Consider the following 20,947-nt stretch of genomic DNA (forward strand, 5'->3'; position numbering starts at 1 on the left):
GGGACACCGAGACATGTCCGAAGTCAAGAAACCGCCGTCGGGGCGAGCGCGTGAGCAGGGGCGGGACCAGGGGGAGGGGCCGCGCCCCTCGCCCGGAGGCGGGCCGCCGGGGCGCGGAGCCGTCCCCGGGCCGGAGATCGGTGGCTGGTCGCGGTTCGTCACGGCCCGGCCGGGACTGTCGCTGCTGCTCGCCCTGGTCGTCACGGCCCTGGCCGTGTTCGCGGGCAGCGGCGTCGCCGACCGGATGGCCAGCGGGGGCTGGCAGGATCCGGCCGCCCGGTCCACCTACGCCACCAAGGCACTGGAGCGCGAGTTCCCCGCCTCGCAGCCCAATCTGCTGCTGCTCGTGGACGCCGGGGCGGCCGGGGTGGGCGATCCGGCCGTCGCCGCCGAGGCGCGCCGGCTGATCGCGCGGCTCACCGCGGAGGAGGGGATCGCCGGAGTCGGTTCGTACTGGCAGGCCAACGCGCCCGCGCTGCGCTCCGAGGACGGTCACCAGGCGCTGATCGCCGCCCGGGTCGAGGGCGACGAGAAGACCACCGCCGAGGTGCTCGACCGGATCGCCCCCGCGCTGCGCGGGACCCACGGCCCGGTGCGGGTCTCCCTCGGCGGGCCCGTCGCCGTACAGAGCGAGGTCACCAGCACCATCCAGGAAGACCTGCTGTGGGCGGAGATGATCGCCCTGCCCGTCACCCTGGTCCTGCTGGTACTGGTCTTCGGCAGCGCGGTGGCCGCCGCACTGCCGCTCGGGGTCGGGATCGTCGCGATCATCGGCACCAACGCGGTCCTGCGCGGGCTGACCGAGATCACCGAGGTCTCCGTCTTCGCCCAGAACCTCACCACCGCCCTCGGGCTCGGACTGGCCATCGACTACGCCCTGTTCATCGTGCGGCGCTTCCGCGAGGAACTCGCGGCCGGGCGGGAGCCCCGGGAGGCCGTGGGCGCCACCCTGCGCACCGCCGGGCGGACGGTGCTGTTCTCCGCCCTGACGGTCGCGGTGTCCCTCTCGGCGATGCTGTTCTTCCCGATGTACTTCCTGCGCTCCTTCGCCTACGCCGGGGTCGCGGTGGTGCTGCTCGCGGCGGGAGCCGCGCTGATCCTGCTGCCCGCGGCGCTCGTGCTGCTGGGGGACCGGGTCAACTCCTTCGACCTGCGGGCGCTGTGGCGGCGCGGGCGGCGCGGGCCCCGTGCGGAAGCCGGCGGCGGCGAGGGCCGGGGGTGGGCGCGTACCGCCGCGCTGGTCATGCGGCGGGCGCCCGTCTTCGCGGTGATCACCACCGCCGGGCTGCTGCTGCTCGGCGTCCCCTTCCTCGGGGTGAAGTTCGGCACGGTGGACGACCGGCAGCTCCCGGCCACCGCCGAATCGCACGTGGTGCAGCAGCACATCCGGGACGGCTTCCCGGGCAACCCCGCGGCGCGGCTCCTCGTGCTCGCCGAGGGCCCGGCCGACGCGTCCGCGTACACCGCCTACCGGAGCAGGCTCAGCGAACTGCCCGGGGTGGTCCGGGTCGACGGGCCGGTGGGCTCCGGTCCGGGCGGGGCCCCGGGGCAGTACGCCTACTTCTCGGTGGTCGGCGAGGGGGAGGCCGCCGGGCAGCAGGCCCGCGAGCTGGTCGGCGAGGTCCGGGGGGTCGATGCGGACTTCAAGACGTCCGTGACGGGGCAGGCCGCGGTCCTGGTCGACGGGCAGGACGCGATCGCCAGGGGGCTGCCGTGGGCGCTGGCCCTGGTGGTCCTGGCCACGCTGCTGCTGGTCTTCCTGCTCACCGGGAGCCTGCTCATACCGCTCCAGGCGGTGCTGCTCAACGCGCTCAGCCTGACCGCGATGTTCGGGGCGGTGGTGTGGGTCTTCCAGGACGGCAACCTCTCGGGCCTGCTCTCCTTCACCTCCACCGGAGACATCGAGACCACCCTGCCGGTGCTGATGTTCTCCATCGCCTTCGGACTCTCCATGGACTACGGGGTGTTCCTCATATCCCGGATCAAGGAGGAGTACGACCGCACCGGGGACCACGAGGGCGCGGTGCGGACGGGGCTCGCCCGCACGGGCGGCCTGATCACCGCGGCGGCCGTGATCCTGGCGGTGGTGATGGTGGCCATCGGTACCTCGCGGGTGACCAACACCAAGATGCTGGGGCTCGGGATCGCGCTGGCCGTGCTGATGGACGCGATGGTGGTCCGCAGCCTGCTGGTTCCTGCGGTCATGAAGCTGACGGGACGGGCCACCTGGTGGGCCCCCGGGCCGCTGCGCCGGCTGCACGACCGGTTCGGGCTGAGCGAGGGCGGGGAGGCGGGTGCGCCGCGCGAGCCCGCCGCCGGGGCCGCGGAGCGCGTAGAGCCCGCCGAGCCTTCCGGCCGGGTGCCGGTCGCGCCGTAGCACGGCCCGCGGATCTCGCGGGCGGTGTCCGGGCCGGGGTGGTGGCACCCCGGCCCGGGCGGCGAACGGCGCTCCGCGCGGCGGGAGTCAGTCGTCGCGGCGGCCCCGGTTGCCGGGGCGCCGGGCGACCCAGGCGCGGATCGTGTCGGCGTACCAGTAGGGCTTGCCGACCTCGACGTGGTCGGGCGGGGGGAGCAGCCCGTGCTTGCGGTAGGAACGCACGGTGTCCGGCTGGACCTGGATGTGGGCGGCGATCTCCTTGTACGACCACAGCTTCCGGTCGGTCATCTGGGGCACCTCCTCGTCCACGCCGCGGGGGCGGCCGGGAGGCCGTCGGGGGAGCCAGAGCGTGGACACTGACGATCAATCAAGGTTGTGCCCGGAGAACGACACGGAGTGAACGCAGGGGAGGGGCTGTCGAATGTCTGTGACGCAAGACCCGCGTAATGCGGACACGTGTGACGAGACCCCGACCTCCGTGACACAAGCGGCACAAGGGTCGGAAGGGGCAAGGGCGTGTCGCGGCGGGCCACGGCGCCGATCAGCGGTAGAGAGGGGGCCGTTCCGCCAGTTCGACGACGGTCCGCGCCCCGCTGCGGGAGGCGGCGAGGCCCGCCTCCGAGACCGCGGCCGCCGCGTAGCCGTCCCACGCGCCGGGCCCCTCGACCCGGCCCGCCGCCGCGGCGGCCACCCACCGGCGCAGCTGGCGGTCGTAGGCATCGGCGAAGCGCACGGTGTAGTCCTGGACGATCTCACCGCCCCAGCGGCCCCCGGACTGCACCACCATCGTGTGGCCGTCGCCGATCCGGGCGCTGCCCGCCTCGCCCACGGCCTCGCACTGCACCTGGTAGCCCACACCGCAGTTGACGAAGATCTCCACGTCGACGATCGCGCCGCCCGAGGTCTCCAGCAGCACCAGCCGGGGGTCGCGCAACCCCTCGGGGGCCGCACCCGACGGCGTCGGGGACAGCACGGTGACGGCCGTGATCTCCTGCCGCAGCAGCCAGCGGGCCGCGTCCACCTCGTGCACCACCGAGTCGGTGATCAGCATGTCGCTGGTGAAGAAGGAGGGCGAGGAGGCATTGCGGTGGCGGCAGTGCAGGAACAGCGGCCGGCCGATGCCCCCGGCGTCCAGCAGTTCCTTCAGGCGCTCGTACTCGGCGTCGTAGCGGCGCATGAAGCCGACCTGCACCCGCCGCCGCCCGAGCCGTTGCTCCGCCTCCATGATGCGCAGCGCCCCCGCCGGGTCCGGGGTCAGCGGCTTCTCGCACAGCACCGGCAGGTCCCGGGCCAGGGCCCGCATGACGGCCTCCTCGTGCGCGGGTCCGGGCGAGGCGATCAGGACCGCGTCCACCCCGGGCGCGGCTATGGCGGCCGCCGGGTCGGTGTGCGCGCTCGCGCCCTCCAGCGCCGCCGCGATCTCCTTGACCCGGTCGCCGTCGGGGTCTGCCACGGCCACCACCCGGGCCCCGCCGACGGTCCGCCCGATCCGGCGGACGTGGTCGCTGCCCATCTTCCCCGTGCCGATGACGGCGATGCCGAGCGTGCTCATGGCTACCTCTTCTTCCAGGGTTCGATGCGACCAGGGGGGCTAACGGGCGCCGCAGGAGCGGAGGTAGGCGCGGGTGCGCCGGGCGATCGGCAGCGGCCGATCCGGCGGGCACGGGTACATGTCCTGCTCCACGATGGCGAAGAGGTCCACCCCGAGCCGCTGGGCCGCCGCCAGCACCGGCTCCAGCGCGGGCACCCCGGCGGGCGGCTCGCACATCACCCCGCGGCCCACCGCGGGCCCGAAGGGCAGCTGCTCCGCGACGACTTCGGCGAGGATCTGCGGGTCCACCTGCTTGAGGTGGAGGTAGCCGATGCGCTCGCCGAAGGTCTCGATCAGTTCGACGCTGTCGCCCCCGCAGTAGGCGTAGTGCCCGGTGTCCAGGCACAGCGAGACCGCGTCCGGATCGGTCGCGTCCAGGAACCGGGCGACGTTCTCCGGAGTGTCGATGTGGGTGTCGGCATGCGGGTGGACCACGATCCGCAGCCCGTACCGCTCGCGCACCTCGCGGCCCAGCCGCTCGGTCTGCCGGGCGAGTTCGCGCCATTGCCCGGCGTCGAGGTTGCGGTCCTCCAGGACCGCCCCCGTCTTGTCGTCCCGCCAGAAGGAGGGGATGACCACCAGGTGCTCCGCGCCCATCGCCTGCGTCAGTCCGGCGATCCGCGACACGTGCGCCCAGGTCTCCTCCCATACGGCGGGTCCGTGATGGAGTCCGGTGAACACCGTGCCGGCCGAGACCTTCAGGCCGCGCCTGCCGGTCTCCTCGGCGAGCCGCGCGGGATCCGTGGGCAGATAGCCGTAGGGGCCCAGCTCGATCCACTCGTACCCGGCTTCCGCGACCTCGTCGAGGAAGCGCGGCCAGCCGGTCTGCCGGGGGTCATCGGGGAACCACACCCCCCAGGAGTCCGGAGCCGAACCGATGCGGATACGGGTCAACGCGGGCGGGGAGGACGTCATGACGCCACCTTAGGGTGCGAGGCTCGACGGGACAGGCCGCAGGGACCGGAAGAGGAGTGGGAGGACGCTTGTGACCACCGACCCGTTCGACGTGATCACGATGGGCCGGATCGGGGTGGATCTCTACCCCCTGAGAACCGGCGTACGGCTGGCCGAGGCCGAGACCTTCGGCAAGTTCCTCGGGGGCTCACCGACCAACGTGGCGGTCGCCGCCGCCCGGCTCGGCCGGCGCACCGCCGTGATCACCCGGACCGGGGCGGACCCCTTCGGCGCGTACCTGCGCCAGGAGCTGCGCGGCTTCGGCGTGGACGACCGCTGGGTCGGGGAGGTCGCCGCCTACCCGACCCCCCTGACCTTCTGCGAGATCTTCCCGCCGGACCACTTCCCCCTCTACTTCTACCGGCAGCCCAAGGCCCCCGACCTGGAGATCCACCCGGAGGAGCTGGACCTCGAAGCGGTGCGCGCCGCCCGGGTGTTCTGGGTGACGGGCACGGGACTGAGCGCCGAGCCGAGCCGGGCGGCGACCCTGGCCGCGCTGGAGGCCCGGGCGAAGGCCGGGACCACCGTCTTCGACCTCGACTGGCGTCCGATGCTGTGGTCCTCGAAGCCGGACGCCTGGTACGCGCGGGCCCTGGCCCACGCCACGGTCGCCGTGGGGAACGTCGAGGAGTGCGCGATCGCCACCGGCGAGAGCGAGCCGTGGGCGGCGGCCCGCGCGCTGCTGGCCGCCGGGGTGGAACTGGCCGTGGTCAAGCGGGGCCCGGAGGGCGTCCTGGCCGTCCACCGCGACGGCCGCGCGGTGCAGGCGCCGCCGGTGCCGGTGGAGGTGGTCAACGGGCTGGGCGCCGGGGACGCCTTCGGGGGAGCGCTGTGCCACGGGCTGCTCGGCGGCTGGGAGCTGGAGCGGGTGGTGCGCTTCGCGAACGCGGCGGGAGCCATCGTGGCGTCCCGGCTGGCCTGTTCCACGGCGATGCCGCGGACCGACGAGGTGGAGGAGGTGCTGGCGTCATGGCGGTGACCGGGGCGTGGGCGATGGCGTACACGCAGCTGCGCGTGCTGGAGCTGGAGCCGGGGGAGACGTACCGGCTGGAGTGCGGTGACCACGAGTGGATCGTCCTCCCGCTGGCGGGGGCGTGCGCGGTGCGCAGCCTGGGGCCCGCCCCGGACGACCCCGGGCAGCTCTTCGACCTGCGCGGCCGGGCCGGCGTGTTCGCGGGCGTCACCGACTTCGCGTACCTGCCGCGCGACGGCAGCGCCCGGATCACCTCGCCCGCCGGCGGCCGCTTCGCCCTCGCCGGCGCCCTCGCCACGCGCAGGCTGACCGCCCGCCACGGCCCCGCCGAGCGGGTGCCCGTCGAACTGCGCGGAGCGGGCAGCTGCTCCCGCCAGGTCAACAACTTCGCCGCCGCGGGTGTCTTCGCGTGCGACCGGCTGATCGCGGTCGAGGTGCTCACCCCGGGCGGGAACTGGTCCTCGTACCCCCCGCACAAGCACGACGAGCACCACCCCGGGACCGAGTCCGAGCTGGAGGAGATCTACTACTACGAAATCGCCCCGCACGGCGCCGCCCCCGGCGTCGGCTACCAGCGTGTCAGTCCGTCCCCGGCGGGGAAGACCGACATCCTCACGGAGGTGAGGAGCGGAGACGCGGTGCTGATCCCCGATGGCTGGCACGGACCGTCCATGGCCGCGCCCGGCCACGACATGTACTACCTCAATGTGATGGCGGGCCCGGGGGAGTCCCGGGAGTGGCTCATCCGGGACCACCCCGACCACGGCTGGATCCGGGACACCTGGCCGGGCCAGGCCGTCGACCCCCGGCTGCCCTTCCCGGCGGCGGACCGGGCCGGCACGGCGGAGCGGTCCGACACGCCGGGTCGGCCCGTCACAGCGCACCGATCGGAGGAGGTCCGGTGAGCGATACCCGTCACCTCACCGTCGCGCAGGCCCTCGTCGCCTTCCTCGCCCGCCAGTTCACCGAGCGCGACGGCCGCCGCACCCGCCTGATCGCCGCGACCTGGGGGATCTTCGGCCACGGCAACGTCGCGGGGATCGGCCAGGCGCTGCTGGAGAGCGGACCGGAGGCCATGCCGTTCCTCCAGGGACGCAACGAGCAGGCGATGGTGCACGCCGCCGTCGGCTACGCCCGGCGCAGCGGCCGCCTCTCCGCGCACGCCGTCACCGCCTCCATCGGCCCCGGCGCCACCAACCTCGTCACCGGAGCGGCCCTCGCCACCATCAACCGGATCCCGGTCCTCCTGCTCCCCGGGGACGCCTTCGCCACCCGGCCCGCCGATCCGGTGCTCCAGCAGCTCGAAGTCCCCTGGGCCGGGGACGTCTCCGTCAACGACACCCTGCGCCCCGTCTCCCGCCACTTCGACCGGATCACCCGCCCCGAGGCGCTGATCCCGGCCGCGCTCCAGGCGATGCGCGTGCTCGCCGACCCGGTGGCGACCGGCGCCGTCACCCTCGCCCTCCCGCAGGACGTCCAGGCGCAGGCGTGGGACTGGCCCGAGGAGTTCTTCGCCGAGCGCGTGTGGTCCGTACGCCGTCCCCGGCCCGACCGCGCCGAACTGGCCGGGGCCGCCGCGGCCGTACGGTCGGCCGCGCGCCCCCTGCTCATCGCGGGCGGCGGCATCCACCACAGCGGGGCCGGAGCCGCCCTGGCCGCCTTCGCCGAGGCCACCGGCATCCCGGTCGCGGCCACCCAGGCGGGCAAGGGCGCCCTGCTCCACGGCCACCCCGCCGAGGTCGGCGGCATCGGCCACACCGGCACCGACACCGCCGCCGCACTGGCCCGCGAGGCCGACCTCGTGATCGCGGCCGGGACCCGGCTGACCGACTTCACCACCGCCTCCGCGACCCTCTTCCAGCACCCCGCGGTCCGCTTCGTCGGGCTCAACCTGGACCCGTACGACGCCCACAAGCTGGCCGCCCGGCCCCTGGTCGGCGACGCCCGCGAGTGCCTGGACGAGCTGCGCGAGGCGCTGGCCGGCCACCGGGTGAGCCCGGAGTACCGCGCGGGCTACACCCGGGCGAAGGAGGACTGGGAGGCTCGCGTGGACCGCGCGTACGCCGCGCCCGACGAGAGCGCCGTACCGACGCAGGTCCAGGTGCTCGGCGTCCTCGACGCCCTGCTCACCGAGGACGACGTCCTCGTCAACGCGGCCGGCTCCCTCCCCGGTGACCTGCACAAGCTGTGGCGGGCCCGCTCGCCGCACCAGTACCACGTGGAATACGGCTACTCCTGCATGGGCTACGAGATTCCGGCCGCCCTGGGAGCCGCCCTCGCCGCGCCCGCGGACCGGGTGTGGGCCCTGGTCGGGGACGGCACGTACCTGATGAACCCGACCGAGATCGTCACCGCAGTCCAGGAGCGCGTCCCGCTGCGCCTGGTGGTCCTCGACAACCACGGCTACGCCTCCATCGGCGGGCTCTCGGCCGCCGTGGGCGCCGAGGGCTTCGGCACCGCCTACCGCTTCCGGGGGCCGGACGGCGCGTACGACGGCGCGCCGCTCCCGGTGGACCTCGCGGCCAACGCGGCCTCCCTCGGGATGGCCGTCTTCCGCGCCCGCACCGTCGGTGACCTGCGGGAAGCCCTGACGGCGGCCCGCGATGCGGACCGTCCCACATGTGTCTACGTGGAGACCCGAACGCCCGACACTGTGTCGGGCCCGCCCCCCGCGGCGGCGTGGTGGGATGTTCCCGTGGCCGAGACCGCGACCCGTGCGTCGGCGGCCGGAGCCCGTGAAGAGTACGACCGGCAAGCCGCGCAGCGACGTCGCCATCTGTGAAGGAGCAAGGCATGAAGACCGTCAACCACTGGATCGGTGGCCAGACCGTCGAGGGCGCGTCGGGCAACTACGGCCCGGTCACCGACCCCGCCACCGGCGAAGTCACCACCCAGGTCGCCCTCGCCTCGGCCGAAGAGGTCGACGCGGCGGTACGGGTCGCCAAAGAGGCGTACCTGAGCTGGGGCCAGTCCTCGCTGGCCGCCCGCACCAAGGTGCTGTTCGCCTACCGCGCCCTCCTCGACGCCAACCGCGACGCGATCGCCGAGCTGATCACCGCCGAGCACGGCAAGGTGCACTCGGACGCGCTGGGCGAGGTCGCCCGCGGCCTGGAGATCGTCGAGCTGGCCTGCGGCATCACCACCCAGCTCAAGGGCGAGCTGTCGACCTCCGTCTCCAGCCGCGTGGACGTCGCCTCGATCCGCCAGCCGATCGGCGTCGTCGCGGGCATCACCCCGTTCAACTTCCCGGCCATGGTGCCGATGTGGATGTTCCCGCTGGCCGTGGCCTGCGGCAACTCCTTCATCCTCAAGCCGAGCGAGAAGGACCCCTCGGCCGCGAACAAGCTGGCCGAGCTGGCCACCGAGGCGGGGCTCCCGGCGGGCGTGCTGAACGTCGTCCACGGCGACAAGACCGCCGTCGACGCGCTCCTCGCGCACCCCGACATCGCCGCCGTCTCCTTCGTCGGCTCCACGCCGATCGCCCGCCACATCCACACCACCGCCTCCGCCAACGGCAAGCGGGTCCAGGCCCTCGGCGGCGCCAAGAACCACATGCTGGTCCTCCCGGACGCCGACCTGGACGCGGCGGCCGACGCGGCGGTCTCGGCGGCGTACGGTTCGGCCGGCGAGCGCTGCATGGCGATCTCCGCGGTCGTCGCGGTCGGCGCCATCGCCGACGAGCTGGTCGAGAAGATCCGCGAGCGCGCCGAGAAGATCAAGATCGGCCCCGGCAACGACCCCACCTCCGAGATGGGGCCGCTGATCACCGCGGCCCACCGCGACAAGGTCGCCTCGTACGTCACCGGCGCGGCCGCCCAGGGCGCGGACGTGATCCTCGACGGCACCGGCTACACGGTCGAGGGCAACGAGAACGGCCACTGGATCGGCCTCTCGCTCCTCGACAACGTCTCCACCGACTCCGACGCCTACCGCGACGAGATCTTCGGCCCGGTCCTGTGCGTCCTGCGCACCGAGACCTACGAGGAGGGCGTCGCCCTCATCAACGCCTCGCCCTTCGGCAACGGCACCGCGATCTTCACCCGCGACGGCGGCGCCGCGCGCCGCTTCCAGCTGGAGGTCGAGGCCGGCATGGTCGGCGTGAACGTGCCGATCCCGGTCCCGGTGGGCTACCACTCCTTCGGTGGCTGGAAGGACTCGCTCTTCGGCGACCACCACATCTACGGCAACGACGGCATCCACTTCTACACCCGCGGCAAGGTCGTCACCACCCGCTGGCCGGACCCCTCGGAAGCCCCCTCGGGCGTAGACCTGGGCTTCCCCCGCAACCACTGACCCACCCCGCCACCCCCGCACCCAGGAGCCCCCGGCCCACCCTCACCGGCCGGGGGTTCCTGCTGTCCCGGGCCGGTTTCCCGTTCTCTCAATCGTGATCGCTTGACCCCCGGGCCACCGGCTCGGGAGCATCGAACGCGGCACTACGCCGAACGGGAGAGGGGAACTGGAAGCCATGAAGGTGACCAAGCTGATCAGCACCTGTGACCTCAAGGACTGCCCGACGATCTACGCCACCGACCGAGGTACGTTCCTCGTGCAGGGCGAGGCGCCCGACGACCACGGGCTCAAGATTCCCGCTCACGAAGCCCTCGTGGAGATCCCCGTCGAGCTGATCAAGAAGGCCATTGCCGATGGCCTCGTCTAGCACCCTGGCCGAACTCTTCGAGCGGTTCCAGCACGAAGCGTTCCGCCTGGAGACTCTCGACGACTACAGCGGCTCCGGGAACGTTGATGCCTACCGTGCTTTCCAGGCCGGAGAGGAGCGGCCTGAGGGCTACAACGCCGGATGGGTCGAAGAACTCCGAGGACTCACGCACGAGGGCAAGCGGGTGTACCGCGTGCACGTCCTCAAGCGCCCCCTCACGGAGTACCTCCGATTCGAGCTGGCGTGGGGCTACCGGACGAACATGACCGGCGGGGAAGAGTTCTTCATCTTCGATGTTACGGACGCCCTGAACCCGCTCGACGCCGTTCCGGACTTCTGGCTCTTCGACTCCAAGGACACGGCCGTGATGCGGTACGAAGCCGGGGCGTACCTCGGTGCCGACGTTCTGCCACAGGACGAAGCTGCCCCTTACGTCGCCTACCGGGAAACGGCACTCGCCCACGCGGAGCCGTTCACCGACTGGTGGGCCAAGTACGGCGAGTGAACAAGGCACAGCTCGGGGCCGCGCTGCGGGCACTGCGAGAGGCATCCGGCAAGGAAGCCAAAGCGGTCGCCCGTAGCGCCCTCATGTCTCCGTCCGAGCTCTCCAAGATTGAGAACGCCAATCTCCTTCCCAGCGCCACGGACGTGGAGCCCGTCCTCACTGCCATAGGCGTCTCTGACGCCATCAAGGCGGAGTACACGGAAGCGGCCCGCGCCGCGACCACTGAGGCCACCGCGTGGCGTCTCCTCAAGCGAGCCGGCATCCACAAGGGCCAGCAGGCGGCGAAGGCACTAGAAGCGTGCCTCGGCCAAGTCCGCGTCATGAGCCGGGACTTCGGCCTCCGGGCGGCGCCGGCGGCGCAGCACCCAGAACGCCGTCCCGGCTCCCAGGAGGACGAGCAGCGCGCCGGCCGCCGGCCACGGCACCGCGACGAACTCCGCCGAACCGGCGGTGACCAGGTCCCCGTACCTCGCCGCACGCGCTTCCACCTTCACGGTGACCCAGTCCAACTGAGGTGCGTCCGGCCAGGGTTCGCTCATTTCGATCCGCTGACCCGGCAGCAGGGTCAGCCGCGGATCGCGCCCCGTCCGGTTCAGGACGTTCCGCCCGATCAGGCCTTCCGCGCTCACCGCCACCTTCGGCTCGACCACCACGTTCCCCCGGTTGACCAGCGCGTACGTGATGGTGGCGGAGGCCCGGTGCAGCCACGGCAGCAGCGGCGCGTCCCGGCGGACCCGGACGTCCTCGACGCTGAGCCCGGGAGCGAGCGGCCCCGGCACCCGGAAGTAGAGCCGCGCGCCGACCGATCGCTTCACCCCGACCTGGACCTTGCCCTCCCGCTGGACGCCCTCCACCTCGGTGTTCAGCGCGACGATCCCGCCGACGTGGTCGCCCGGCGTCGCGTCCTCGGGGACCTTCACGGTGAAGGGGATGTCCTTGCGGCCCTTGGCGGGGACGGTGACGGTCGCCGTACCGGGCGGCAGGGCGAGCCAGGCGCCGACGTCCTTGGGCTTCGTCTCGACGGGCAGCAGCGCGAAGGCGCCGTCGGCCGGGGTGTTCACGGCGTCGGTGGCGAAGACCTGGAACGTGAGGTCCTTCGCGGAGGTGTTGAGGATCGTCACGCTGTCGCCGACGGTGGACCCGGCCGCGCCCTGGTGGAAGAAGTACGCCCGGTCGGTCATCGCCGCACCCGCCGCAGGGGTCGGGAAGACGCCCCAGGTGCCGTTCTCGGCGGCGTCCGCGGCCCCGGCCGGCAGCAGCAGCCCGACGAGCAGCAGCAGGCCGAGCAACTGGCCTCGGATCAGGGATCCATGGTGACGGGGGCGGATACGGATGCGGGTGCGGCGCATGGGCGGGCTCCAGACGGACGGGACGGGACGCCACGGGACGGGACGCGACAGGACGCGACGGGGAACGCGAACGCGAGCGGGAAAGGGAACGGGAACGGGAAGGGGAAGGGTGGTGCGGCGCCGGAGCGCCGCACCACCCGGAGCCGGGCTGTGCCGTGCGGTGGTGCCGGTCAGGCGATCGAGAAGGTCACGACCGACTGGTAGGTGTCCGCGAACATGAACGGCGGGAGCTGGATCATCCCGGCGCCGCCGACCGCGAACTCGCCACCGGTCAGCTCGTCCCCGCCGGCCGCCTGCGAGGCCACCTTCATCGGGGTGTCCGTGATCGCGCCCGGGGTACCGGCCGAGCAGGTGCTCGGGCTGTCCGGGTTGGTCACGGTGCAGGTCGGCTGGATGCCGATCTGGGCCTTGGCCATGGAGTGACCGGTGGTCTGGTTCAGGAACGGCGTACGGGTTGCCGTCACGTCCCAGCCGAGGCTGCCGCCGCGGAAGTCTTGGACGGCCGCGGCGTTGAACATGCCGACCACCGACTGGGCCTTGCCGTTGATCGTGACGGAGCCGAAGCTGACGGCCGGCTGGCCGTCCTTCGGACCCAGCGCCAGCGGACCGGGGAGCACCTCGACGTCGACCGGGTTCCGCACGCCCGCCTGGTCCTCCAGGAACACGAAGGACTTGTACGGGGTGACCGAGCCGTCGATCCGGATCGCGTCGGCCTTCTTCGTGACCGTGAGGGTGCAGCTCGCGACGCCCGAGGCGTCCGCCGTGCCCGCCCCCGTGTCACCGGTCGCCGCGCCGCCGAGCAGGGCGGAGCAGGTGACCGGCCCGGCCGGGAAGTTGGCGCCGGTGGCGACGACGGAGGTGCCCGCCTTGCCGCTGTTGGGCGTCACCTTCGTGGTGACCGGGTCCTTGGGCAGGGCTTCCACGGCGACCGAGCCGACCGGACCGCTGGGACGCGGGTCCGGCGTACAGGTCGTGGTGTAGACCGTGCCGCCGAGGTCGGCGTCCGTGACCACCTGGTCGATGGTGATCTGGACGCTGCTGCCCTCGGTGCCGTCCGGGATGGTGATGCTCCCGCTGAACGCCGGCGGGTCGGACTTCTTGTTGGCCTCCTGGTGGCTGGGCACGGCCGGGCTGGTGACGGTCTGGGCGACCCCGCCGACGAACAGCTTGGCCTTGATGGTGTTGACCGTGTCGATCGTGAACATCGGGATGACCGGGGTCTCGCCCGGGTCGATGGTGATCGGTACGGACTGCCCGGCCTTGGCGCCGTCCGGGAGCGTGATCGTGTAGTCCTGGTTGCCGTTGGCGCCCGGCTGCGGCGCGGGGGCGACGCACTTCATGGCGACCGGGGTGGTCTTGGTCGCCGCCTGAGCCGTACCCGCCAGGCCCACCACGCCACCCGTCAGGGCCAGGGAAAGGGCGCCCGCCCCGGCCAGAACTCTTCGTCGGAACGTTGTCGTACTCACTGGGTCGCGACTCCTTCGTCAAACGAACCCTCCCCCCACCCGCTGTGGGGGAGAGGCCGAGCCGGTGCGGTGGCCGATATTGACGCGTCGCGGTGATGAGAAGTCAATGACTTGCTTTCGCCCGAAGCACTCAGACATTGATGTCCCATCAGGACGGGGCGGCGAGCCGGCCGCGAGGGCGGGCGGAGTGCGGGCCGTACGGGCCTGCCTTAGGGAGCGGCTTGTGCGGGCGGGACGGACGGGGCGGCCGGGGCGGGGGACGGGACGTCCGATGCGGACGGGGCGGGCGGGACGGACGGGACCACGGGCGTCACCACCGGCGCCGGCACCGGCGCGGCCACCGGCGGGACGACGGGCGCGGGGGCCGGTACGGGCGCGGGCGCGGACGGGGTCTGCAGGAGCAGGTTCGGGGTCCCGGCGGGCAGCCCGGTGATCTTGTTGACGGCGGCCCCGGCGAGGAGCGCCCGGGTCACCTCCGCCGGGGTCTTCGCCGTCCCGGCGGCCAGGACCAGGGCGGCCGCACCGGCGACGTGCGGGGCGGACATGGAGGTCCCGGACAGCCTCTGGAGGGCGGTCGGCGAGCCCTTCCAGGCCGAGGTGACGCGCGAGCCAGGCGCGAACAGGTCCACGCAGGGACCGTGAGCGGAGAAGGAGGACCGCCGGTCGGCGGCGTCGGTCGCGCCGACCGTCAGGGCGCTCGGGGTGCTGCCGGGGGAGGAGTAGCAGGCGTTGGCGCCGTCGTTGCCCGCGGCGGCGGTGAAGGTGACGCCGGAGGTGACGGCCTTGGCCACGGCGCGGTTCATGCCGTAGCTGTAGCCGCCGCCCATGCTCAGGTTGGCGACGGCGGGGAGCCCGCCCGCCTGCCGGGCCGCGCGCGCGTGGCCGATCATCCAGTCGATGCCCGCGATGATGTCGGAGACGCTGCCGTCGCCCCGCCGGTCGGCCACCTTGACCGCGATCAGGGTGACCCCCTTGGCGACCCCGTAGGTGGCGCCGCCCAGGCTCGCCGCCACGTGGCTGCCGTGGCCGTTGAGGTCCTCGGCGGGCTCGCCGGTCTCGTTGACCCCGAAGACGGCCCGGCCGCCGAACTCCGTGTGGGCGGTGTTGATCCCGGTGTCGATGACGTACGCCGTCACGCCCGCCCCGGTCCCCGGGTACGCGTAGGCCCCGTCGAGCGGCAGCGTGCGCTGGTCGAGGCGGTCCAGCTGCCAGGGCGCCGGGGTCTGGGAACCGGGCGCGTCCGCCGCGCCCGTCGCCCGGGCGGTGGTGTGGACGAGGGCGTCGGGCTCGACGGACGCCACGCGCGGGTCGGCGGCCAGCGCGGCGGCCCGGGCCGCGGTGGTCCGTACGGAGAACCCGCTCAGGGCGTTGTCGTACACCCGGCCGACGGTGTCGCCCGCCCGCGCGGCCTCGGCGGCCAGGGCCCGTGCGGGGGCGCGCGCGGTGGTGTCCTTGAGGACGACGACATAGGGGGCGGTGCCGGTGGCGGGGCCGCTGCTCGCGCCGGGGGGTGTCTGCGGGGGCATGGCGGTCGCCGCCAGCAGGGCGGCGGCGGGGAGCAGCGCGGTGAATGCGGTCATGCGGCGATGCTCGGCGAGGCGGGGGCGGGGCGCGCGGAGGGTGCGCCGAGTGGGCGCACGACACGCCGCGCACGGGGGTTACGGCGTGCCGGCCGCGGGGTCCGGGGGCAGCGCCCAGCCGCGCATCGTGAAGACGCCCTCGTCGACGGCGCCGGCCGAGGCGTAGGTCGCGAGCGCCGCCTCGTTGTCGGTGTCCACGCCCACCCACATGCCGTAACAGCCGCGTGCCCGGGCCTCGTCCGCGAGGGCGCGCGTCAGCAAGCGCCCGATGCCGCGGCGGCGGTGGCCCTCGTCCACGCTCAGTTCGTACAGGCACATCTCCGTGCCCTTGTCCGGGTGGCTCATCTCGACGCCGGAGACCATCCCCACCGGTACGCCCGCCACGGAGGCGATGAGCATCAGGTGCCCGGGGGCGGCCAGAAACCGGGTGGCCCACTCCTCCCGGACGGGACCGTCGAACAGGCCCTCGGCGGCGACGAGTTCTGCGACGGTGCGGGCCCGGCGGATGTCCATGCGCGCAGCCTAGGCGCTCCGGACCGCCAGCGCGGCCGCATAGCCGCGGGGCGCCGGAAGGTCGGTCAGGGTCCAGCCCGGGACGGCGGCCGGCGCGGGCGCGGAGCCGACGTACGGCTCGACGAGGCCGAGGGCGAGACCGGTGCCGGTGCCCTTCAGGTAGGCCTCCTTGCGGCACCACACGCGGGCCAGGGCCACCGGGCGGCCCGGCTCGGGCAGCGCGTTCAGCTCGGCCGTCTCATCGGGGTGCAGGGTGTTGAGTACGTCGACCACCGCATCGGCGCCCGGTATGGCCTCCACGTCGACCCCGAGCGGGACCCGCGACAGGGCGATGTACGCCACGTCGGCGCTGTGCGAGAGGGAGAAGTGGAGCGCGCCCCCGGCGACGGCGGGGCGGCCGTGCGGACCGCCGCAGCAGGGGCAGACCTCGCGGACCAGCTCGACCCGTTCGGGAGCCAGCCCCAGATGGGCGCCGAGCAGGACCCGCAGCCCGACGTGCGAGGCGAGGTAGCGGTGCCGGTCGGCCTGCTGGCGGCGGCGGCCCGCCTGGTCGCGTTCGGCCGCGTCCAGCAGCGGCAGCGCACCGGCGACGCGGTGGCCGCCGACCACCTCCAGGGTGGTGTCCAGGGCCCAGAGGGACACGGCGTCACCCTGGGGCAGCGCGCCGATCCGCGGGGCGGCGCCGCCGAGTTGGTTCACGTACTCGATCACCCGGCCGAGGGTAGTCGAGGCCGGTCACGGTCGACCAGGGCGGTCCGGCCACCGCTCAGCGCGTGGCCGCGGCTCCCGCCATCGTGGCGCCGGACCGGGCCGGCACGGGCGGGACCGCGCCGTTGGTCCAGGCGTAGACCTTCCCGCCGCGCACCACGACCTGGTAGTGGCCCCGGCACTGCGGACGGCTCCCGTTCGCGGTGTCCTTCGGCCACCACTTCGCGCCCAGCTTCGGGGCGCCGGTCCGCGGGGCCGGGACGCCCGCGCACCGGGGGCCGTCCAGCGGCGTGCGGCCGAGCGTGAAGCGGATCAGTTTCGCGTCGCCGGCCGTGTGGGCCTTCACCTTGACCTTCTGGGCGTCCTGCGGGATCCAGTCCGGCAGCACGAAGGCGGGGTCGCCCTTCTTCGGCGCGTCCGCCGCGGTGGCGAACGTCTTCTCCTCGTTGCCGAAGAGGCGGGCGTTGGCCGTGTCGGTCAGCGGGTTCGGCGGCAGGTTCGGCAGGGCGACGGCGGCGGTGGCGATGACTCCCACGGTGGCGAGGGCGATGACGAAGGGACGCTTCATGCCTCCAGTGTTGCTCCGGCGGCCCCCGAGCGGGTCCGCCCTGCGGACGAACTCGTATTCGCCGCAAGTCTGATGCGCCCACCCCGCCCGGTTCCCCGCTCCCCCCGGCGCCGGGGAGGCCGGACCCCTGCGCGGTGGCCGCGCGCACCCCCGCGGCCTCGGGCGATCGGCGAAATGCCCCTTCCGTGCGGCCCCGCGGTCCCCGCCGCGGGCCGGCCGGCGGGACGCGATCGCATCATTCTTGAGGCGTACGACCAAACCCCACCGGGCCGCTCTCCGCCCCGGCGGCTCGGCATCGGCGACCGGTGTCAGGCCTCCGGCGGCGCCGGGCGAACCGGTCGGCGCGGCCGGGACCGGGACACCGCCACCCCGCTCAGGCAGACGGCGCCGCCGAGCAGGGTCACCCACCCGGGGACCTCGTCCAGCGCGATCCAGGAGATGAGGATCACCACGGCGGGCACCGCGTAGGTCGTCGCCCCCATCTTCCCGGCGGTGGTCCGCGACAGCGCGTACGCCCAGGTGGTGAAGGCGAGCGCGGTCGGGAAGAGCCCCAGGTACACCACGTTGAGGATGGCCGACGCCGGAGCGCGCGAGAGGTCGGAGAGCAGCTGCCCACTGAAGGGCAGGCAGGCGACCGTCCCCGTCAGGCAGCCGTACGTCGTCACCTGCATCGGGGTCGCGTGGCGCAGCGCGGGCTTCTGCAGCACCACCCCCGACGCGTACGCCACGGCGGCCAGCAGGCACAGGAGCAGCCCGAGCAGCGAGGACGAGCCGCCGCCGGAGGTCGAGAACCCGACGATGGCCGCGCCCGCGAAGGACACGGCCATCCCGGCCAGCAGCAGCGGCGGGAAGCCCTCCTTGAGGAACCAGCCGCCCAGCAGTGCGATCAGCACCGGGCCGATGTTGACGACCATCGCCGCGGTGCCGGCGTCCACCAGCTGCTCGCCCCAGTTCAGGACGACCATGTAGGCGCCGAACCAGAGGATCCCGGACCCCAGGATCCCGGGCCACGCCTGCCGTGGCGGAATCCCGCCGCGCCGCGCCAGCAACAGGAGCACCAGCACCACGGACCCCGCCAGCAGCCGCCCCAGGGCGAGCGCGCCGGGGGTGAAGTGCCCGGCGGACGCCCGGATCGATACGAAGGCGGAAGCCCAGAGCAGCACGGTGGCGGCCGCGGCGAGCAGGGCCCGGCGGTCCGTCGCGGAGCGTTCCGGCGAGAGCGAGGTGGTCACCCCCGCAATGTAGGGACTGCGCGGATCCCGGAACAACAGGAATAACAGCGGCACCCGTGGCTTGTCACAACGGCCCGCCCGCAGCGTGCGGTCCCGCCGTCGCGGGCCGGATCCGCCTGCCGCCCGACGCCGTCCTGATCTCTTCCGTGGCTTCCCGGAACGCGGGGGTCGCGCGGCTGAAGTAGTCGAAGATCAGGTCGCGTTGCTCCGGGGTGTAGGCGGCGAGTACGTCGGCGACGCGGCGGCGGGCCGGCCCCACCGCGTGCTCGACGGCCGCGAGCGAGCCGGGCACGGCCTCCACGACCACCTTGCGGCGGTCGGCCGGGTCGGCGGTGCGCCGTACGTAGCCCGCGCGCTCCAGGCGGTCGATGAGGCGGGTGGTCGCCCCCGTCGTCAGGCCGGTTCCGGCCGCCAGTTCACCGGAGGTCAGCCCGCCGGTCAGGGTGATCCGGCTCAGGGCGTACCACTCGGAGGCGTGCAGTCCGGCCGCTTCCGCCGCCGCCATGCCGTGGAGCCCGACGGCGTCGACGTAGTCGCGGAAGACGTCCCGCCGGGCATCGCGCACCGGCTCGCCGCCCGTACCGCCTGCGGAATCCGTGCCGCCGTTACCGCCTGCGGAATCCGAGCTTCCGGGGGCGGGGGTGCCGGGGGCGGCCGCTTCGGCGCCGGTCTGCTCGCCCTGTGGCCCATCCGCCATGGTCCGGTCCCCGTTCGTCGCCGTGCCGCTGCTGACGGGCCAAGGGTACGTACCCCCTGCGCGTCATCTGCGCGGGTGCAGGGACCGGGGCCGCCGCGTGGCGCGAGGACCCGCTCGGGGAGGGCGCTCCGGCGGGCCGCCGCACGGTCACCCGTCGACGCCGTCCGCCACCTGCTTCCCGTGGTCCAGCTCCGCGAGGCGCGCCTCCAGCGCGGCGCGCATGACCGAGGCGCCGGAGGAGCCGAGGGCCAGGCGCAGCGGCGGGTTGGGGCTGTCGACCGCGCTCCGGATGCCCTCGGCGATCCGCGCCGCGGAGGAGAAGGCGGAGGGGGGCAGTTCGCCGATGCCCTTCTGGACCTCGCGGACGGTCCCGTCGTAGTCGCCGAGGCCGGCCGCGACGTCGAGGTGGGACAGGAAGGGGGTCGCGGCCATCCCGGGCTGGACGAGCGTGACCTTGATGCCCAGCGGCGCGACTTCCGCCACCAGCGCGTCGGACAGCCCCTCGACCGCGTACTTGGTCGCGGCCAGCAGTCCCACGCCGGGGTGGGCGGACTGTCCGTAGACGGAGGAGCCCTGGAGGACGTGCCCGGACCGCTGGGCGCGGAGTACGGGCAGGGTGGCGCGCAGGACGTTCAGCACGCCGAAGACGTTGGTGTCGAAGACGGCGCGGGCCTGTGCGTCGGAGGCCTCCTCGACGGCTCCGAACAGCCCGTACCCCGCGTTGTTGGCGACCACGTCGATGCGGCCGAAGCGTTCGAGGGTGCGCTGCACCGCCTGCTGGACGGCCTGCTCGTCCCGCACGTCCGTCGGTACGGCGAGCAGGCGGTCGTGGTGCGGGCCGCGGGGGCTGTGGGGGTCGGCCGCTCCATGTGGTTCGGCCAGTTCGGCCAGTTCGGCCAGGGAGGACGCGTCGCGGGCGAGGGCCGCGACGGCGTCGCCGTTCGCCAGTGCCTGGAGGGTCAGTTCGCGGCCGATGCCGGACGTCGCGCCGGTGATCAGCCAGACGCGGGGACGGGGCTGGGTCTGCTGTGCTGTCGTCTCGTTCATGTTGCGACCGTAAGTGGTTAGCTCATAACGAGTCAAGCAAGTGGGCGCTCTGCGTTGCCTGTTAGAGGCGTTAGTGCCTCTCGTCGCTGGGGTAGGGTGGGAACCATGAGCGGTGCGACGGCCGGACCTTCCAAACTCAGCCCCCGCGCGGTCACGCCGGAGGTGGAGACCGTGCTCGCCTTCGTGAACACCCGCGCCGACGGCTCCGGCCGCGAGGAGTCGTTCGCGGACGGCGACGCGTTCGCGGCATGGCTCGCGCGCCACGACGCCTTCGGCGGCGCGACGGTGGCGACCGATGCCGACGCCGCGGCCGCGCGCGAGCTGCGCGACGCGCTGGTGACCGTCCTGCTCGCGCACGCGGGCGACGAGGAGGGCCGCGGCGAACCGCTGCGCCGCGCCGAACGGCACCTGCGGCGCGCGGGCGCGCTCTACCCGCTGGCGACGGTCATCACGGCCGACGGTGTCGAACTGGCGTCGCCCCAGACCGGGGTGCCGGGCGCGTTCGGGACCGTACTGGCCGCGGTGGCGGCCTTCGTCGGCAGCGGTGACTGGGGACGCGTCAAGGCGTGCCGGAATCCCCCCTGCCACTTCGGCTTCCTCGACCGCACGCGCAACGGGGGAGGGCTGTACTGCAGCCCCGGCTGCGGCTCCCAGGTGTCCATGCGCAGCTACCGCGAACGGCAGCGCCGGGCGACCGGGGCGCCGCCCGGGGCCTGACGGGCGCGGG

At 73.7% G+C, this 20,947-nt stretch carries 20 protein-coding genes and 1 pseudogene; 9 read left to right on the forward strand and 12 right to left on the reverse strand.

Annotation, left to right across the window (positions count from 1 at the left end; translation table 11 throughout):
- Positions 1-13 precede the first annotated feature (13 nt).
- The gene (locus tag AC0693_RS06435) at positions 14-2,377 is read left to right on the forward strand and encodes an MMPL family transporter (protein ID WP_478801131.1); all 2,364 of its coding nucleotides are present in this window, start codon (positions 14-16) and stop codon (positions 2,375-2,377) included.
- 87 nt (positions 2,378-2,464) lie between these two features.
- Here AC0693_RS06435 and AC0693_RS06440 read toward each other — a convergent pair whose 3' ends face one another.
- The 3 genes from AC0693_RS06440 to AC0693_RS06450 form a co-directional block, all read right to left on the reverse strand.
- Entirely contained in the window at positions 2,465-2,665 is a 201-nt protein-coding gene (locus tag AC0693_RS06440) for a helix-turn-helix transcriptional regulator (protein ID WP_283449034.1), read from the reverse strand.
- Between the two features lie 253 nt (positions 2,666-2,918).
- Complete coding sequence (locus AC0693_RS06445; RefSeq protein ID WP_469333747.1) at positions 2,919-3,929, reverse strand: Gfo/Idh/MocA family protein; 1,011 nt, start codon at positions 3,927-3,929, stop codon at positions 2,919-2,921.
- A gap of 39 nt (positions 3,930-3,968) precedes the next feature.
- Complete coding sequence (locus AC0693_RS06450) at positions 3,969-4,883, reverse strand: sugar phosphate isomerase/epimerase family protein (protein WP_478801132.1); 915 nt, start codon at positions 4,881-4,883, stop codon at positions 3,969-3,971.
- Between the two features lie 100 nt (positions 4,884-4,983).
- On the opposite strand from AC0693_RS06450, the gene iolC reads away from it, so the two are divergent.
- The 7 genes and pseudogenes from iolC to AC0693_RS06485 all read left to right on the forward strand — a co-directional run.
- Entirely contained in the window at positions 4,984-5,901 is a 918-nt protein-coding gene (iolC, locus tag AC0693_RS06455) for a 5-dehydro-2-deoxygluconokinase (protein WP_478739659.1), read from the forward strand.
- On the forward strand, positions 5,892-6,800 hold the full coding sequence (gene iolB, locus AC0693_RS06460) for a 5-deoxy-glucuronate isomerase (RefSeq protein ID WP_478801133.1): 909 nt from the start codon (positions 5,892-5,894) through the stop codon (positions 6,798-6,800). Before iolC ends, iolB begins: the two co-directional genes overlap by 10 nt.
- Positions 6,797-8,677, forward strand: coding sequence for a 3D-(3,5/4)-trihydroxycyclohexane-1,2-dione acylhydrolase (decyclizing) (iolD, locus tag AC0693_RS06465; RefSeq protein ID WP_478801134.1), 1,881 nt, complete (start codon positions 6,797-6,799; stop codon positions 8,675-8,677). The genes iolB and iolD overlap by 4 nt, the downstream gene beginning before the upstream one ends.
- Before the next feature lie 11 nt (positions 8,678-8,688).
- Positions 8,689-10,188, forward strand: a complete 1,500-nt coding sequence (locus tag AC0693_RS06470; protein ID WP_468463237.1) for a CoA-acylating methylmalonate-semialdehyde dehydrogenase — start codon at positions 8,689-8,691, stop codon at positions 10,186-10,188.
- A 175-nt stretch (positions 10,189-10,363) separates the two neighbouring features.
- Positions 10,364-10,555, forward strand: coding sequence for a hypothetical protein (locus AC0693_RS06475; RefSeq protein ID WP_478801135.1), 192 nt, complete (start codon positions 10,364-10,366; stop codon positions 10,553-10,555).
- Complete coding sequence (locus AC0693_RS06480) at positions 10,542-11,060, forward strand: DUF6879 family protein (protein WP_469333752.1); 519 nt, start codon at positions 10,542-10,544, stop codon at positions 11,058-11,060. Before AC0693_RS06475 ends, AC0693_RS06480 begins: the two co-directional genes overlap by 14 nt.
- Positions 11,061-11,092: 32 nt before the next feature.
- Positions 11,093-11,380 (forward strand): annotated as a pseudogene (locus AC0693_RS06485) (helix-turn-helix domain-containing protein); the annotation flags it as partial.
- Here AC0693_RS06485 and AC0693_RS06490 read toward each other — a convergent pair.
- From AC0693_RS06490 to AC0693_RS06530, 9 genes are all read right to left on the reverse strand, one after another.
- Positions 11,351-12,409: a WxL protein peptidoglycan domain-containing protein gene (locus tag AC0693_RS06490; protein WP_478801136.1), complete on the reverse strand. Its 1,059-nt coding sequence runs from the start codon at positions 12,407-12,409 to the stop codon at positions 11,351-11,353. The pseudogene AC0693_RS06485 and the gene AC0693_RS06490 sit on opposite strands and share 30 nt — an antisense overlap.
- Positions 12,410-12,579: 170 nt before the next feature.
- Positions 12,580-13,875, reverse strand: coding sequence for a hypothetical protein (locus tag AC0693_RS06495; RefSeq protein ID WP_356404733.1), 1,296 nt, complete (start codon positions 13,873-13,875; stop codon positions 12,580-12,582).
- Between the two features lie 209 nt (positions 13,876-14,084).
- Complete coding sequence (locus AC0693_RS06500) at positions 14,085-15,455, reverse strand: S8 family peptidase (protein ID WP_478801137.1); 1,371 nt, start codon at positions 15,453-15,455, stop codon at positions 14,085-14,087.
- Positions 15,456-15,533: 78 nt separating this feature from the next.
- Complete coding sequence (locus AC0693_RS06505) at positions 15,534-15,968, reverse strand: GNAT family N-acetyltransferase (protein WP_469318487.1); 435 nt, start codon at positions 15,966-15,968, stop codon at positions 15,534-15,536.
- A gap of 9 nt (positions 15,969-15,977) precedes the next feature.
- The gene (locus tag AC0693_RS06510; RefSeq protein WP_469333759.1) at positions 15,978-16,679 is read right to left on the reverse strand and encodes a 4'-phosphopantetheinyl transferase family protein; all 702 of its coding nucleotides are present in this window, start codon (positions 16,677-16,679) and stop codon (positions 15,978-15,980) included.
- 55 nt (positions 16,680-16,734) lie between these two features.
- Positions 16,735-17,244 carry a hypothetical protein gene (locus tag AC0693_RS06515; protein WP_478801138.1) on the reverse strand — a complete coding sequence of 170 codons (510 nt, stop codon included), beginning with the start codon at positions 17,242-17,244 and terminating at the stop codon, positions 16,735-16,737.
- A 308-nt stretch (positions 17,245-17,552) separates the two neighbouring features.
- On the reverse strand, positions 17,553-18,476 hold the full coding sequence (locus AC0693_RS06520) for a DMT family transporter (protein ID WP_469318490.1): 924 nt from the start codon (positions 18,474-18,476) through the stop codon (positions 17,553-17,555).
- Between the two features lie 64 nt (positions 18,477-18,540).
- Positions 18,541-19,173 carry a MarR family winged helix-turn-helix transcriptional regulator gene (locus AC0693_RS06525; protein ID WP_478801139.1) on the reverse strand — a complete coding sequence of 211 codons (633 nt, stop codon included), beginning with the start codon at positions 19,171-19,173 and terminating at the stop codon, positions 18,541-18,543.
- Positions 19,174-19,320: 147 nt separating this feature from the next.
- Positions 19,321-20,220, reverse strand: coding sequence for an SDR family NAD(P)-dependent oxidoreductase (locus AC0693_RS06530; protein ID WP_478801140.1), 900 nt, complete (start codon positions 20,218-20,220; stop codon positions 19,321-19,323).
- A gap of 105 nt (positions 20,221-20,325) precedes the next feature.
- Between AC0693_RS06530 and AC0693_RS06535 the strand changes: the two genes are divergently transcribed.
- Positions 20,326-20,937, forward strand: coding sequence for a CGNR zinc finger domain-containing protein (locus AC0693_RS06535; RefSeq protein ID WP_478801141.1), 612 nt, complete (start codon positions 20,326-20,328; stop codon positions 20,935-20,937).
- The last annotated feature ends 10 nt before the right edge of the window (positions 20,938-20,947 follow it).

The organism is Streptomyces sp. NPDC043876, assembly GCF_056435825.1.